16 protein-coding genes and 1 pseudogene are annotated in these 16,367 nt (G+C 36.2%); 9 read left to right on the top strand and 8 right to left on the bottom strand.

All coding sequences use genetic code 11. The annotated features are described in order from the left end of the window. Nucleotides 1-251 precede the first annotated feature (251 nt). The gene (locus ACFX4I_RS25690) at nt 252-851 is read left to right on the top strand and encodes a collagen-like domain-containing protein (protein WP_377424013.1); all 600 of its coding nucleotides are present in this window, start codon (nt 252-254) and stop codon (nt 849-851) included. Nucleotides 852-2,007: 1,156 nt separating this feature from the next. Beyond that, on the top strand, nt 2,008-2,943 hold the full coding sequence (locus ACFX4I_RS25685; RefSeq protein WP_377424010.1) for a glucosamine inositolphosphorylceramide transferase family protein: 936 nt from the start codon (nt 2,008-2,010) through the stop codon (nt 2,941-2,943). A 561-nt stretch (nt 2,944-3,504) separates the two neighbouring features. Here ACFX4I_RS25685 and ACFX4I_RS25680 read toward each other — a convergent pair. Then, entirely contained in the window at nt 3,505-4,167 is a 663-nt protein-coding gene (locus ACFX4I_RS25680) for a MerR family transcriptional regulator (RefSeq protein ID WP_377424008.1), read from the bottom strand. A 454-nt stretch (nt 4,168-4,621) separates the two neighbouring features. Between ACFX4I_RS25680 and ACFX4I_RS25675 the strand changes: the two genes are divergently transcribed. From ACFX4I_RS25675 to ACFX4I_RS25665, 3 genes are all read left to right on the top strand, one after another. Beyond that, nucleotides 4,622-5,029: a hypothetical protein gene (locus tag ACFX4I_RS25675; protein ID WP_377424005.1), complete on the top strand. Its 408-nt coding sequence runs from the start codon at nt 4,622-4,624 to the stop codon at nt 5,027-5,029. Beyond that, nucleotides 5,022-5,333 (top strand): type II toxin-antitoxin system RelE/ParE family toxin, encoded by a 312-nt coding sequence (locus ACFX4I_RS25670; RefSeq protein WP_377424003.1) that lies wholly within the window; start codon nt 5,022-5,024, stop codon nt 5,331-5,333. The genes ACFX4I_RS25675 and ACFX4I_RS25670 overlap by 8 nt, the downstream gene beginning before the upstream one ends. Before the next feature lie 545 nt (nt 5,334-5,878). Further along, a complete protein-coding gene (locus ACFX4I_RS25665) occupies nt 5,879-6,694 on the top strand; it encodes a hypothetical protein (RefSeq protein ID WP_377424001.1) in 816 nt (271 codons plus the stop codon). Between the two features lie 356 nt (nt 6,695-7,050). On the opposite strand, the gene ACFX4I_RS25660 is transcribed toward ACFX4I_RS25665, so the two are convergent. Together ACFX4I_RS25660 and ACFX4I_RS25655 are read right to left on the bottom strand one after the other, a co-directional pair. After that, entirely contained in the window at nt 7,051-7,665 is a 615-nt protein-coding gene (locus ACFX4I_RS25660) for a hypothetical protein (RefSeq protein WP_377423998.1), read from the bottom strand. Between the two features lie 1,069 nt (nt 7,666-8,734). Next, the gene (locus ACFX4I_RS25655; protein WP_377423995.1) at nt 8,735-8,980 is read right to left on the bottom strand and encodes a hypothetical protein; all 246 of its coding nucleotides are present in this window, start codon (nt 8,978-8,980) and stop codon (nt 8,735-8,737) included. Between the two features lie 374 nt (nt 8,981-9,354). On the opposite strand from ACFX4I_RS25655, the gene ACFX4I_RS25650 reads away from it, so the two are divergent. After that, entirely contained in the window at nt 9,355-9,594 is a 240-nt protein-coding gene (locus ACFX4I_RS25650; RefSeq protein ID WP_377423992.1) for a hypothetical protein, read from the top strand. A 187-nt stretch (nt 9,595-9,781) separates the two neighbouring features. Further along, nucleotides 9,782-9,934 (top strand): hypothetical protein, encoded by a 153-nt coding sequence (locus ACFX4I_RS25645; protein WP_377423990.1) that lies wholly within the window; start codon nt 9,782-9,784, stop codon nt 9,932-9,934. Nucleotides 9,935-10,352: 418 nt separating this feature from the next. Here ACFX4I_RS25645 and ACFX4I_RS25640 read toward each other — a convergent pair whose 3' ends face one another. From ACFX4I_RS25640 to ACFX4I_RS25620, 5 genes and pseudogenes are all read right to left on the bottom strand, one after another. Next, nucleotides 10,353-10,628, bottom strand: coding sequence for a hypothetical protein (locus tag ACFX4I_RS25640; RefSeq protein ID WP_377423988.1), 276 nt, complete (start codon nt 10,626-10,628; stop codon nt 10,353-10,355). Between the two features lie 595 nt (nt 10,629-11,223). Further along, nucleotides 11,224-11,361 carry a hypothetical protein gene (locus tag ACFX4I_RS25635; protein WP_377423986.1) on the bottom strand — a complete coding sequence of 46 codons (138 nt, stop codon included), beginning with the start codon at nt 11,359-11,361 and terminating at the stop codon, nt 11,224-11,226. Between the two features lie 955 nt (nt 11,362-12,316). Then, a pseudogene (locus ACFX4I_RS25630) lies at nt 12,317-12,467 on the bottom strand (site-specific integrase); the annotation flags it as partial. A 358-nt stretch (nt 12,468-12,825) separates the two neighbouring features. Beyond that, nucleotides 12,826-12,981 (bottom strand): hypothetical protein, encoded by a 156-nt coding sequence (locus tag ACFX4I_RS25625; protein WP_377423984.1) that lies wholly within the window; start codon nt 12,979-12,981, stop codon nt 12,826-12,828. 275 nt (nt 12,982-13,256) lie between these two features. Beyond that, a complete protein-coding gene (locus ACFX4I_RS25620) occupies nt 13,257-13,835 on the bottom strand; it encodes a tyrosine-type recombinase/integrase (RefSeq protein ID WP_377424015.1) in 579 nt (192 codons plus the stop codon). 460 nt (nt 13,836-14,295) lie between these two features. Here ACFX4I_RS25620 and ACFX4I_RS25615 point away from each other — a divergent pair, with 460 nt between their 5' ends. After that, nucleotides 14,296-15,054: a sulfotransferase gene (locus ACFX4I_RS25615; RefSeq protein ID WP_377423982.1), complete on the top strand. Its 759-nt coding sequence runs from the start codon at nt 14,296-14,298 to the stop codon at nt 15,052-15,054. Between the two features lie 585 nt (nt 15,055-15,639). Continuing rightward, on the top strand, nt 15,640-16,367 hold a 728-nt coding region (locus tag ACFX4I_RS25610), incomplete at its 3' end, for a hypothetical protein (RefSeq protein WP_377423980.1).

The following is a 16,367-nucleotide window of genomic DNA, read 5'->3' as shown; positions in this document are numbered from 1 at the left end:
ATTCACATGGTGGTATTTGCGACGTAAATGAACGTCGTTGTGAAACTACAACTACTCCAACAACTAATACTCTTCCTTCTGAGCCATAAGCGCCGTCGTTCAAAGGCCTCTCTCCGCATCCGCATCATTAAAATTCGTTGTAATAAAATTATATTTTCTATTAATTTTTTTATTTAATTACCATTTATAGGGACAAACAGTCGTGCAATATAAAAACAAAAAAATATATTCTTCAGAAGGAGGTGAACTTTATGTCATCTAATTTCAATTTTTGCTGTCCTCGCTGTCAGAATAGGATCTGTTGTTGTCCCCCTCTTCATCAAGGGTCCAAAGGAGATAAAGGAGATCGAGGAATTGAAGGGGCCCGAGGACAACGGGGACCTCAAGGACCTCGAGGTCTCCAAGGAGTTCCAGGATCGACAGGACCACAGGGGCCAGCTGGATTAGCAGGGCCAACAGGAGCAACTGGACCAACAGGACCACAAGGACAACAAGGAATCCCAGGTCCAGCAGGAGGAGATGGGGGACCACAGGGGCCACAAGGAATTCCAGGACCTGCAGGACCTACAGGAGCAACTGGACCACAAGGGGTTCCAGGGTTAACAGGGCCACAAGGAATTCCAGGACCTGCAGGACCTGCAGGAGCTACAGGACCACAAGGTGCTACAGGGCCAGCAGGGCCACAAGGACAACAAGGATCAGTATTAGACTTTGCGGACTTTTTTGCGTTGATGCCTCCTGATAATGCAGCAACAGTTACCGTAGGTGGGGACGTAGACTTTCCGCAAAACGGACCTACTAGTGGGGGGGGATTTTCCGCAATGGTGTCAGTCCCGATCAATTTGTGTTGAGAGATATCGGTATTTACCAGGTCTTATTTCAGGTGAGTGTGACCGAAGCAGGCCAACTGATTTTAACTCTCAATTTCGCTGACCTAGCCTATACGGTGGTCGGACGAGCAACCGGTACGTCTCAGATAGTAGGAATGGCTCTTGTGCAAACATCAGTCATCAATTCAATACTCACTGTACGAAATCCTGCTGGCAATTCCACGGCGCTTACTATCACTCCTTTGGCTGGAGGAACAAGGCCTGTTTCAGCACACCTTGTTATCACGCGACTCAGATAGACGGGACAATAATATGACATACTCTATATCAAACCAAGTTGTCTTGTAGTCTGAATTAGTAGGTAACTTTCGATCCCCATAACAACTCGTTAATTAAAGCTTAAGAAATCACACCTCCCAATAATATGAAAAAGGAGCAAATGGGATTAGCCTGATTTTTTAAGAATCTCAACTCCTTTTTCAACTAACAGGTGGTTTAGTTTTATAAGAAAAAGTAAAAAAAGTCGATTCCCTTAACGTAGAGGAAATCGACTTTTTAGGTTGGAATTCTCTTAGTGTATAAAATTTCCGAAATGGTCGGTATAGCATTGTTGCTAACGTTCGTAAAAGTAGACTTTCTCGAACGGTGCTATTTCTTTACAAAACAGCCGGTTTTAACGTTCGTTTAAGTGTTGAAATAGTTTGCGGACGTTCGTCAAATCACTTACACTTTTACGAACCCTCTGAATGAAACCAATGCTTACGAAGACTACCAAATTGGTAGCCTTTTTGAATGTACGATCTTTTATATTATCGCACATTCAAAAGCACAGATAAAATTATTAAATAAAAGCAAAGAGGACCCCTCCTATCACTGATTGGAGGGGTCCTCTTTGCCAAAAACTAAACAATTAAAAGATCCTGAATTAGTTATTTATTGGATCTTTGATCTTTGATCGCAAAAACGAGGATAGAGGATGATACTAAGAAATAAAATTATAAATATTCGTCTGTTTTAATTATGTTCGTAAAAGTACACTTATATAGAAAAAGCGATGAATTATGTTAACTAGCTTGTATTCTGGTAACGACTATAACTTAAGGAGAAAATAGAATTAAAAAAGTTGTTGATTTAATAACTGATTTGCATATTGTATATATGGGAGAGGGGTTGAAACTTGTTAAATAACAATAATGATGAATTGAGCAAAAAGAAATTAAGTTGGACAAATGAAAAAATAACAAAAAATTCACCTGATGTATCTAATATGGTTACGTTAAAGAGCCATCCTTTAGTTAACAATCCTGTCTTAACTGGTTCTCAAGTAACGGATATATCAGCGAGCTATGTAGCAGATCCATTTATTATCGAAGAAAAAGGGACATATCACATGTTTTTTGAAGTTTATGACAAAAAATTGGGTCATATTGGTCACGCAATAAGTAAAGACGGATTGAAATGGCTTTATAATAAAATTGTATTAACTGACGGTACAAGTCATTTCGCTTATCCCTTCGTTTTTAAGATTAACGATTTCTGGTGTATGTTACCTGATAAGGGAGAAAATGGAGTTGGACTAAAACTTTATCGTGCAGTTAATTTCCCTGAAGTCTGGACACCGTATATCGAACTAATGAGCAGTGGTAACCATATTGATCCTACTCCTTTTGAGTGGAATGGGAAATGGTATATTTTATCATTTGATTTAGTCACTAACAATACTAATATTTATTATGCGGATTCAATTACTTCGACTTTTTGGACACCTCACCCGAAAAACCCGTTTCTAAATGGACAATATCTGCGTCCTGGTGGACGTCCTATACTGAATGACGGTTCAATTGATTTATTTATACAAGATGGGCGTAGTGGTTTGTATGGTGAAAAGGTATTTAGGTACAGAATCATATTTCTGACAACTACCGATTTCATCTTTGAAGTATCAGAAAAACCGATTATTGAGGCGAATAGAAACGGTGACTGGAATAGCAGTGCAATGCACCATGTTGACATATTATTTTCTAACCGCAACGTATTACCGATTATTGCTGTGGATGGGGCGGAGGGAGCTAACAATAACTATAAGTTTAGTATTGGAATATACACCATATAAATTTTTTAGGGTTAGGATGTGTCCTTTATGCAAACAGCAGAAATAAAATTTACAAGGTTTGCATGTTGATTTCTTAAATTGAGGAGTATTTTTCCAAGAAAATAAATTGATTGTATCTTCGACCCTACCTACTAATTGTCCGGGAACTGGTGGTGCAGGTTTTGTGGTAACCTGGTGCTTTTCAGGAACTATCTTTTCTCCTATTGGTCGTTTTTTTCATATACCTGGAGGCAGATCGGACTCTGGCTGACCTTCACCATGCCCTCCCCATATCCTCCCTTCTGGTCTTTGGTGTATTGGATATTGTATGAACTGTTGAATTGGATAGTAAGCCTGAATACCTTTTACATAACTAGATTTGTTGTCCTATCATTCAAATAATGAGGAGGTACATGATCTCACCGAAGATCATAGCCATAGAAAAAAGGCCCCAAATTGGTGGCCTTTTTAATGTGCGATTCTTTCAATTATCATACATTCGGAAAATGAAGTGCAAACTATCGGGGCAGAATATTACAGCACGTATTCCTGAAACGGTTTGTATAAAGCCTTTTACACTTTTCATCCAAAAATCCTTGATAGCAAACCCTTTTTTTCCTTCTTTTGATTAGTTAATTGAGCCTCAATTAACTCTAATTTATCCTCTAATTCAGTCTGTTTATTTATTTCGTCCTTCTTTTGTTCTTTCATGTACACATTAAAGGCATCTTTTAAATCTTTATCAGAACTAATTAAGTCTTTTACCAGTCCCTTTAGAACTTCATTATCCTCTTGGAGCTTGTTTATTCTGTTATCTTCAAGTAATTGTGTTTCATTTTGTTTTTCTACTAATTGAGATAAGCGAGTTACTTCTTGCTGCATACGTTTAAACTCATTACCTATTTGTATAAACATTTCATTAGCGCCACTTTGTTCAAAGGCTTGTCCGAGCAACAAAGCCATTTCTTTCGATTTTTCCTCTTGTTCTTTATCTGTTTGTAACTGATGATATAAGTTCTCCTTAATTAACTCTTCTTTCACATCATCAAACGTGACATTTCCACCACGATTGAACACTTCAATAATCTTCTCGATCTTTGGAAACTCGGTATGCGGAATCCAACGACCAGTAGTACGTTTATCAAACTCAATTAAGCCTTTATCGCACCAAGTTCGTAACCTAGGAACTTCAATGCCAAATCTTTCAGCAACGGGACCTATGGATGCCCACTTTATATCACTCATTCTGCTTCCTCCTACGAATAATTTTGTGATTCAGACTCAATTAAGACTAAAACTAATATGAAACATGTTTGTTTTAGAAAATTTATATATGTAGTTTCTTCATTGGTTTAATGCTGTTTTATTGTTAATTTAGTCTTATTATTACATGTTTCAGTCTTGATTTATATAACTTTCAAAATAAAAAAGCACCCTATTAAAGAGTGGGTTTGTAGGAGAATAACAGTCCCCAGTGGGCAACGTAATCAACCGGTAGTTCGGAGGTTTATAAGGAGGTTGACTCATAACGGATCCACGTCTCAAAAAAACAATCGATTGCTCTAAAATTGAGAAGAACGGACTATTTTGTCGTCCTTTATTGATTGCTATTATCTGGAAGTGTCTTTATAATAAAGAAACACAGAAATAAAATTTTAAAGAAAATGGGGTTACATTTTCTAAAAGGAGGGCATAGCTTATGGGAACAATATCTTTACCTAAGAGGAGAGAGACCATGAGTGAATTTTCCGGAAAGCCGATTAGACGCGTAAAAGTTTCTAAACAACGGCAGCTGACGATTCCAAAAGATTTTTATGATGCGATGAACCTAACGGATGAAGCGATTATCGAATTTAACGGGAAAGAAATGATGATTAAACCGGCTGAATTTGAAGTCGTCGATTTTTCACATGATATTTTAAAAGACCTAGTGGAACAAGGCTATGAGGGGCAAGACTTAGTTGATACCTTTACTCGCATAAAGGCTGATGTTCCTAGAGCCTTAGAACGTATGAAGGAAGAAGCCTTGCGAAATCCAGTCCTTACAGGAACGGGAAATTTAGACGATTTCTTGGATTCAGTGGAGGACGACGACGAAGATGAATGAACCATTGCCCTATTCGCTTAGTAATCGAGCTATAAAGCAATTAAAGAAAATAAGGAAAACCGACCGTATTTTATATGAAAAAATGGTCGGTGGTATCGACGCTATATGTCATGACCCCGATTTGGGAGAGCCTAAAAAAGGGGATTTAAAAGGATATAGTTCCCTGGATATCAGCCATATGAGGACGAATTATGAGCTGTGTTATAAGATTGAAGTGAATGAAAAGGGTGACTTAGTTGTCATTGTGATGATGGGACCACGCGAAAACTTTTGGGATGATGTCAAACGATATGTACAATTGTAGAAGTAAACCCCCACTTGGCTAAAGTGGGGGTTAGGATGGGTCTGCGGGCTACTTTTAATTGCTCCTGTATCTTTCTATTTCTTACATGCAGATTTAACTCCCTAAGCTTTTAAAATAGCTTGTGATTTTAGAAGCTTATTCCCAACTTGATTGTTTAAATAAAACTTAAAAGAAAATACAAATATAACTAAAAAGTCATGTATCTGGAAATCTAATTGGAGTTCTATAAACTATCAAATTTACTTGTTTTTTGGTAGCAATTGTTGGATAATTAACCATAACAAAATACGGACGAAAAAAAGAACCTCAACGTGTCTAAGTGGTGCTACCAACACCCTTAAACCGTTCCCCCTAATTGCCCTAGGGAAAACACCTGTCGAAGTTCTTTGTAACTTACAATATTGTACATTCATTTTAGTGTATTTTACTGTTAGTTTCAAGGAAAAAATGTTGTTTCTTTCATAGACCACATTTAAAAGACGCTGTTTCCCTTAATCTTTATCGGGATCAGTGTCTTTTTTATTGTCCTCTAAGGAGGAAATACGATGTTATCAGGAAGAATTGAAAATTTTAAAGACTACAGCAAGTTTAGCAGCATAAAGGAATTTAACAACACGATTGAAATGTTCCTAGCCGAACATAAAAAAGATTTCACTAAAGGAGAACTAGTCGCGTTCAAACGCCTGGTCAGATTCTCCGCAAAATACGCAGGTGTAGCCAACGCCAAGATCGGAACGCTAGTAAAAGCCATCAATGAAAAATTGAATGGGTTTGGGGTAAGCCGATCCACTTTTGAACGGATGCTAAGAAAAGCAAAGGATTTAGGTATCGTATCCATCGTAAATACGAAGAAATCTAAAGGTGGCAAAGGACATAATGTCTATATTTTCAATACAATTGATGTATTAAAAAAGAGAAAATTGACGTATTGCGAAAATCAAGAGAAACCTTGCGACAGTAGGGACGAATCCTCCCATTTTGAAAAGGAAACTAGTAATCTTTTAGAAACTAGCAAGAAAAAGAACTTAAATATACGTAAAGATGTTAATTTAGATTCTACTTTTACGGCTTCTTATGTTCCTAAAGAATTTGTCCAGGCTGTTAAACCTTTCTTTGATCATGCAGCCATGATTGAAGATTTTTGGAAAAGTGTTTTCCTTGATACGAAAGCCATTTCACACATAGTCGAACAAGAAACCATTACATATACGGCTATAAACGCCTTTAAACAGTCCATTAGAGGCTATAAACGAGGAAAAGTAAAAACCAATCTGGTTCGTTATTTCACTGGTACTTTTAAGAGACTCATGGATCGGACATATTCGGAGCTTCCTTTAGACGTTTTTTCAACCAGTAATTAATAAATCTCAATAATAAGCCACCAGTACATATTTTTTTGCGTGTTTTAAATGCCCTTTGTACGATTTTATAAAGTTAGAATGATTTAAACAGCCTTTACAGGTGTTTAAATTTTTTTCGAGTATTAAACTACTAAAAAAATTTAAATAGCCAAAATGAGCCTTATAAAGGCTTTTAAGAACCTTATATATCAAGGTTGGCGCCTTATAGATTGTGGAAGGTCTCTATACTTATTTATGTGAAAATTGTCCAACACTGTTTGGAGTAGTTTCTCGTTTTTCTGTTAGAAGATAAGGTGGAGATACTGATATGACCCAAGTGTTCTAAGAAAGTAGCAGCATGTATTGGAGAAGGGCACTTATTTGTACTTTTTAACCAAATCGAGGATAGCAATTTCAATAAGATCGGATTTATTGAATTTCTGTTGGTCTGCGAAGCTATCCAGCAAAGCCCCAACTTCCTCATTTATGACAATCGTCTTCCGTACCTTTGTGCCTTTTTCTAAAGTCACTACCCTTTGATACAAGTCATCTCCATGACTATCTTGCTGGTCGTTAAGAACATACCCTCTTATTAAATCTCTAAGAATCGCTCTTTCTTCTGGTGTGAATTCTGTGTGAATCGAACTTTTATCTTGAGTTCGTACGCTATTCACATCGAGGGGAATAGGATGTGAATCCTTTTTCGTGTCGTGTGAACTTTGATTCACATTGAATGCATGTATAGGTGTAGTCTGTTTCACCTTAGGGTGACTATTCTTCGATTTGATGAACTCAAACACTGATGTATAAAGAGGTTCTTCCCCTTCCCCTACATAGTGCCAGCCCTTTTGACCAGAGTTTCGATACTCGTATCCAGCATTGTGTAAAGCTTCTTTTAACTTCTTCTCACCAATATGAACTTTCTCTTTTGCGATCTTGGCTATGGTATTTCCGGTTATCAATAGGTCGTCCAATATTTCCTTGATTTTCATGATTCACATTCCCTTCACACTGATATCACTCTTACTTCACCTATTCTACATTCTGGTGTGAATTTCCTCCGATATTTCGAACGGAATTACCAAATACCCTTACACCATAAATCCCTGTTCAGTTCTAGCCAATGTCTTTCAAATGTTCTAGATCTTTAGTTTCTTTAATGTGATCTCGATTCCTTTAAAAAAGGAAAATGAATCCCCCCCCCCCCCGGCAATAGACTGCATAGCTAACCTTCTGGAGAAACTACTAAGATGAACAACCATGCAACACTAAATCGTAGAATAAGAGTCCAATTATTTTCTAGTAATCCTTGGAAATGTAAGCGCTTTCTGTTATAATAAGAATGGGTTGGATGGCATGTGTGGCTGTCATAGTATCTGGCGTAGGCGGGGCCGATATCGGAAGAGGACTTAGAGGAAATATCCTTTTTTAGCTGAATAAAATCATACATAAACCATAAAAGTGAAAGACGATAAACCCCTTGGCTCCCAAGTGGTTTATTTTGGTGTAACTGCGAACAACATCGCTAAGTTTCGTCGAAAAAACCAATAAAAAAATAAAAAAAAGAGAAGGTTTCCTTCTCCTTTTTTTTATAACATTCAATAAAATAGGGGGACGCAAAGGGGACATTGGTCGAAAGTAGGGGGACCTAAAGGGGACATTGATTAACATTTAGTGATATCACTAAATAACTGTTTTTTTAATTATCATTTAAGACCCACTTCAGCCCACCTATATCAATCAGGAGCCCCATGTAAGCCCACCTGAAAGAAATTAACGATATCATATAAAACACTAGGCTTTGCCTAGGATATCACCCTTGGTGATATCAGTTTTTCCTTATGCTCTTCTCTCTTTCCTCACTCTTCCCAGAACTTCATAGCTTTTTTATCATCGGTATAAACAGTTACGTGTTTTTGTTTCTTTAAGTTTTGATAAGGTTCGCCTTCGCCAGTTAGTTTACGAAGCTCTTCATGCTGCTTTTCAACACGATTTAACAGCTTATTTAATTCAAGAAAATCAGCTTTTTCAGAAGCAAAAATGGCTCCGTAGATCCTCTTTTCACCATAGACTTTTGAAATACTCTAGAAATAATGCTGCACCAGCACAAATAGATATTACTGTAACCTTACTAACTCTGGATTCAGAAACATTGCCAATGGGAACGCGAAGATTGTTTATTTTGACGACTGGTTTAAGTCTAAAATAATAAAAAGCTTCGCATTTTGATACATAAAAGTTGTAGTTTTCGCTAACTGGAATATAAAACATTATTTCTTCTTCTGGTGCTTTGATTTCATTATTCATTTTCGACATCCTCCTTAAGGTCAACAAGGAGGTTAGAACGCATAAAAAATAGAGGAAAACAAAATAGAACGAAATACTCCAGTCTGTTTGGGACAAGTATTTTCATTCTTTTATTTTCCTCCGATAAATCCATATGGAATTATCACAGCAGAACTACTGCTGCCACAGCATTTCTGTGCTGTGTATTTGCTAAATCATTATTTTAGTAACCATTCTTATTAGTATCCACTTTTTGGTTCCTCTGTTTTTCAACGAACTAGCCTACCGAGGCCGTTCCACGGGCTATACTATATTATATGCAGTGGTAATATAGGGTAGAACAACTAAAAAATAAAAAGGCAAGGTGTAGTCACCTTACCTAAACTAAAGGTGGAATGAACTACAGTTTGACAGGGATGGAACTAATGAGGCCTGAAGATATCCGAAACAAAGAAGATTATAAATTGATTTTGATAATAAATACCGATAATATTGATCCGGAGTTATTGGAGCAAATAAAGGTTGGTGCTTTAGTTGTTTGTGCATTAAGCCTCTGGATGATCGCTTACCAGATGTATGCGAACTTCGGAGAACTTATTGACGTTTTAGCTGCACTTGTAAACAAAGGGAATTGAAAGGAATGAAAAATACTTTAGTAGCCATAGGGATTCTTGCCGTTTTAATTATCGGGGGAAGTATTTTTTATTTTTCAACTCAACCTACGAATGCAGAATTACCTACGCTGAACAATTAAAATCAGATGTTCACGAGTACCTAACCAACGAGAAGAATTACGATGAAGCCAGCATTGAAGAAATTAAAGTGATCGATAACGCTAAGGTAAATGGAAAGAAACGATTTGAGATCGCCGTTGTATTTAAGGACGATAAAGACAGCGTATATTACTACCAGTATGAAAAAAAATCCGGGAAAGTAGAACAATTTGCAGTGACTGGCACAAAACACAAGGAATGAAGTTACTAATACCTAAAAAAAAACTGGATCTTAGATTACCAAGTAATCATTTGTTTGTGTTGAAAGATCCATAGTCAAGAAACAACCTATATCACTCCGTAAGGGGATTTCCTATAATGTCATTATAGGAAAAAGCGTTCGCATAAGGCGAATACAGATAATTAGGCGAATAAGTTTTGCGAAAAGTGATTATACTCTTAAAAAAGGGTATTGAAAAAATGCGTACAAGTAGTTTTAAACAACGTGTATGAAAATGTTTTAAACAACGTGTATGAAACGTGTATAACTTTTTCACGCTGTATGTTGAAAAAAATACAGAAATACGATATGCTTATAAAGTGTACTGTTTACTTAAGTAAACAAGTCCCCTCGAACCCTGGCAGGAACGAGAGGAAAAAATTTTACATCCTCAAGTAACTTACTTAGTTACTTTCGTTAAATGTTTTTCAACTGCTTTGTCTACGGAATTTTGATGCCATCTGGCAATGGCTAAAACACCCCAATATAAAGCACCTATTAGAAGTAAAAGCAGTAATACTTTTACACCCAAATAGCCGAAGAAGAAGGCTACTAGCTTGTTTGCAGGCATTGACCAAGAGTAAGCAGTACCAAAGCATTCGATGAAATGCAATACTGTTTCTCCGGCTATTAAAGCAACAAGCCATTTGTAGAGTAACATAATATTTTTCTTCATATGAGTTTCCTCCTTTCTAACCGTTTTTGCAATGGAAACAAGGGAAAATGGATACTGCAAAATCCCAACAACTACCTTTCAATTGATTTTGACACAGCTAAAGTAACCACTTGTAGGGCTCGTGTCAATACATATTTTTCTATATATAGCAGTATTGACAATACAAACCCTGTAATACAAAAAGCACAGCAAAAAAAAGCCCATTGAAGGCTATTTTTTTTGGAATTTTTTGAATAACCCAAAAAGTAATCAACCCCTTATACATCTTTACGGACTCCTAAAAATCGTAATTTTAAGTAGAGGTAATCAATTCTGATTGGTTATTTTGTCAAAAAATTCCATTTAAAGTATTGGGTATAAGCCTAATTATTATAACATAATAATAGAGTAATAATCAACTATTAAATGTATCCAAAACGACATTTTTTTACCGTTTTCGAGATAATAGTAGATAAAATAGAGAAAATTGGTGTTAAGGTGTCAAATAGATGCCTGGGTTCGATCCCTTGAATAAAAAATCCCCCAGTGATTCCTTGGGGGATTTTTTATTCGTTTCTAATATATATGTATTTACTATCCTCTTTTGTAAACCTATTTATCCTTTTTTCTTTAGCTTTCCTGCTTTTTGTACTTTATCTTTTCTATCTTCAATTATTTTTAAATCTTCTTCTATCTTTTCATCCGGTTGATTTTTAGTTGTCTGTTGAGCTACCAGTTGTCGTTGCTGTTGCATTGAAGATTTTTAGCTATGTTTTAGGGATAGTAAGGTTATTTAAAACAGACCTGGTCCTGTCCTACATTTAGATTGCCTAAGTTTAATTGGTGTTGCTGCGTATTTTCAGAGTCCTCTAGTGTCCGTTAAAGAAGCATTAAAGCTTCTTTAACGGTTACTGGTAGTAGTTTTTTTTCTAGAAACTTACTCTTTTTCTTCTTTGATTAGTTCCATTAGAAAAAGAGCTACTGATTAGCTCCTACCTTTGACTAACCTGTCGTAAAGTTCTTTTTGTTTTGAATTTAACTGTTCATATCTCTTCGTTTCCTCATAATATTTAATAAATCTATCTCTCTGTTGAGTCTGAAAGGCCTGTGCTCCTGGATAATGCTTTTCACAATACCAGCCTATACCTAGCTAGCTTATCCCAGTCATACAGCCTAAGTGAAGGCTCATAACTCGTATTACAGAACAAACATTTTTTCATAAAACACCTCTAAAAAATAAAGATCGTTTAAACCCGTAACCGTTGCCCACTCCGGGACTGTATGGCCCTCCAAATACATAAGTAACACCATTCCTTTGTATAAAAAGAATCTAAGCTGCACAAAGCTTAGATTCCTTAATAAATATTAACCCTATAAAGTTATCTAATTTAGAATTCTATAAGAGTTATAAGTTTAGGAAGGGCAGACTAAAGTCATTAAAGTATCAGCCATAAAGCAGCTGGTATGAGGGTATTCTTATTTGTCCTGACCCCCATAGAAAGAGCATAAGGAAAAACTGTCCCCAACAACGTTGTGGTCCTAGGCAAAGCCTAGTGTTTTAATGGGTACATGAATTCTTTACAGGTGGGCTGATGTGGGACACCTGATTTTTCTCAAGTGGCCCCTATTGAACGGCATTTTTTTCTTAAAGTAAGGTTCTTACTGCATCGAAATGAATAAAATTACTTAAAGAAAATAAAGAAGATGGATTAGTGAAAAACACTAAAATGTTTCAATACGTTGTTCATTTCTTCTTCCGTAATGCCGATATAGCTTAAAGTAACGGAAGGGTGCGAATAATTTAGGATCCGTTGCAAAAATGGCGATATCCTTCATGACTTTGTAAAACCAGATTAAAAACCGTATGGTTGACTTTTTCAATTTAGGGAATACTAAAATGTGTATTTATCAATTGGATTTTTATAGTACATGTTTAAAATGTCTAACATTTAATATTATTATAAATTTTATTATGTACACTCCTTGTGAACTTTTGAATTTTAAGCTACACTTGGATTAAGATAAATAACATTAACATTAACATTAACATTCCTTCTAAAGTGGATGGACTATAAAACAAAAAAAAGAATCAGGTGCTCGAACACCCGATTCAAATATTTTTCATGATGTTTGTTTTTGATGTCTGTTTACCTTGTTTAATGTGTTTTGGTAAAACAAAATGGTAAAACAAAAGTATTGCAACAACTGTCTAACCCCATTAGATGGTTGTTTTTTTTTGTTTTTTTGAATTGCCTAAATATCCGAAAATGATAATCCCTAGTTTAAAGTCCGATCCAGATGTAATGAAGCTTGATAACTCCGTAAAGACATTCGCTAAATCTGAAACTAACGTTAACAATTCTAATATTTGCATTGATCAGTCCCCCCTTCTCAGCAAGGGACAATCACCAAAAACATTCTAGGTTGCTGTACTCTATTATAACCTTAAATCCAGATTCTGAAAGTATTAAATTTAGTTAATTTCTTTTACTATTAGATATAGTGTTTGTTTTTTGGACTGTTGATTTTCAACAGTCCAAAAATTGAGGATTCTATTAATGATAGTTCTACGTAACGTACTTGAGATATAGCAGCATACTTTATTATTTTTAGATTCAATTATTTAATTTCCCAGAACGTCATTCCTTTTTATTGATTGTGTACAAAAACGCTGAAATGTTTCAATGCATTTTGGGTTTCTTCCTCGGTAATGCCAATATAACGCAGCGTGACCGAAGGGTGGGAATGATGGAGGATCCGTTGCAACATGGCAATATCTTTGGTCGCCTTGTAAAACCAATAGCCAAACGTTTTTCGCAAGGTATGGTTGCCAACATGTTGCACGCCAGCGAACTCTGCAGCCTTATTTAATTGCCGGTAGGCCTGAGTAGGGGTTATGGGGCGTTCTCCCTTCCTAGAGGGGAATAAACAGGGACTCTGGACGTTTTTGGCGTACTCATAGACCTCCTGGAAGCAATTCGCGATATAGATGTCGCGGATTTTTTGCGTTTTACCTTCCTTGACCCGGAGAATCTTGTTTTGTTTGCTTTTAAGGTCCAGAATCTGCTTCGTGTTGAGCTTGAGTAGGTCCCCGACACGTAGGCCGGTCTCGCAGCCTACAACAAACAGGATGTAATCACGTTCCGAACAATGGCGCTTCAGCGCCCATTTCATATCTTCTAACTGCTGCTGATCCCGGATTGGCTGCACATCTTTTGGTTGCGTCATCTTCATCGACCTTTCTCTATTCAAACCCTTATGTACCAACGATTTGAATGTACGATTTTTTCTCTTTTATTAGTATAAAAAGAAAGAAAGAAAAAAGGCAATGAAATCAAGGTTTTGAATGTATGATAATTAGCATAATCATACATTCACAATCGCATTTTTCTAGTGGTTCCGTATCATGAGTTCCTTTTTTATTGGCTCGAAAGGATATGCGTAACTGAATGATTTGATTACATAGTAGTAGGGGGAGCTTATAGAAGGCTCCATTTTATCATTCTCTCTTTTTTCTCTGTCTAACCTGTAGGGATAATACCAGATCGCTTTCATTCTTTCTTTCATAATATATATAGTAAAGAATTTATAATGAAAAATCTTACAATTAAAATGTTAAATCAATGCAAAACTAATAGTTTCTTATCGGAATCAATAATAACAAAGTAGGGGAGGAAGTAAATACAAGATGGCAGATAATCATTCAGAGGGAATTTTCAGCGAACCTGTCGTTATTGGAGGCGTGGGTGGAAGTGGAACTAGAGTCGTAGCAGAATTATTAAAAGAACTAGGGTATTATTTAGGCCCTTTGAATCATTCGAATGACAATATAGAATTTGGTAGGCAATTTGGGCAATCTGAATGGTTTAAAGAAAATTATAAAAATAATAAACAGGCTATTTTCGAACGGTTAAAGATATTTGAGGAAGGCATGTTGAAATCCCCAGATTTCAATCATTCTAATTATATAGGTTGGGGATGGAAAAACCCACCAACTCATATTTATATTGAATTCTTGAATAAATACTTTAAGAAAATAAAGTATATACATGTAATACGTCACGGGTTAGAAATGGCATATAGCGGTAATCAAAATCAACTTTCCCATTGGGGAGACTTGTATAACATAAAACCCTCTTCAAAGGTTGATCCGAAATCCAGTCTTCAATATTGGTTTGCATCTAATGAAAAAGCGATAAGATTAGGACAAGAACTGTTTAATCACAATTTTTTACTTATTAACTTTAATCATTTATGTGTTAATCCACAAAAGGAAATCAGCAGGCTTATAAAGTTTTTGGAATTGGATCAATCGAATTTTAACATTGAACAATTGGCAATGTTGATTCACCACCCAAAATCATGGGAAAGATATAAACAGCATGATTTAAGTATTTTTACAGAAGATGATTTTGATTTAGTAAGGAAATTAGGATTTGAAATATAAGATTTAAGGTATGGGGCAAAATTTAGAAAACTTGGGTTGAACTCGGTTGAAATCTTTCCCACTTTGTTTATCCATGTAAATATCTAGTTCATTAAGCCCCTTCTCTTTCTTGGAGTGGTACTAAATCGAAAAATGAAACAACAGACCATAATGGAATAAGTGAAACAAAAGGAAAATCCATATAATAGGTCAAACAACAGATAAAAAACCTCTGTGCGTTAGCGTCATAAAAAGGCCGCCATTTGGCGGCCTTTTGAACGTGCGATTCTTTCAAAAATCATACATTCAAATTCGAGTAAAGAAATCTCCTTACAAGAATTCATAAATTTAAAAGGTTTAGTTTGGAATTTTAGTGTGTCTTAAAGAACTATGTCCTATCACGATGATTGTTGTAAGAAGAAAAAACGCTGCGATAATGACCATCATGATGATCAGTTTGTCCAGATAAATAAGTAACCTGTCCAAGCAATCGTTTACTTTAGTAATACTATAAATTGTAACTACTACTCCGAAACTATTTCATAGTACTTTAGTCCTATTCTATTTCATTTTCGAAAAAAAGTTACAAGAAAGGATTGTGGTTTTTTGGAAAATTTAGGCGATAAAAAACCAATAAACAGTAACTGGGGTTCTGTCTGTTTTAACGACAGCGACTGTTTTGGCAAAAATTCAAGATTTGAAAATAAAAATCCATGTAAGTCTTGTGGGTCTTGCGATTCTGCTTGCAAATGCGATTTTAAAGCTCCAGCCCGCCAACTCGCTGCACCATTAAACAGCGACTGTGTCCTAGTTAATTCAGTTGTAGGCTCAAAAGCGATACAAAAGGTTGCAGAAGCAACACTTCCTTTTACCGCGTTTACTCCAGCAATTCCAGCAGGATCCACTATTGTTTCAGTAGCTGTTGTACCGAATCTAGCTGGTGTTACACGTAACACGTCAATCATTAGAGACAAAGTCGTTAACATCGGGCTTATTCCTGTAGCTATTACGGTAACATATACGGCACCAGGAACAACCACTCCTGTTTTAACAGCCACACTTTCAACGAGTTTACCATTCCAGGAGCATACAGATTTTCCAGGTGCCTGCCCTGAGGATATGGTAGTAGAACCCCCATTAGTGGTAGAAGGGATCTTTGCTCAACCAGGCGTTCCAGTCATCGGCACCACGGGACTTGTTTCTACCAATGCTATTTTAGTCAAGATCGTACTACGCACTACAATTACAGTTACTCGACAAGTTATTGTGGATTCACATGGTGGTATTTGCGACGTAAATGAACGTCGTTGTGAAACTACAACTACTCCAACAAC

Source organism: Peribacillus sp. YIM B13472, from assembly GCF_042788005.1.
GTDB classification, from domain to species: domain Bacteria; phylum Bacillota; class Bacilli; order Bacillales; family DSM-1321; genus Peribacillus; species Peribacillus simplex_E.
This window is presented reverse-complemented; position numbering and strand designations above follow the sequence as displayed.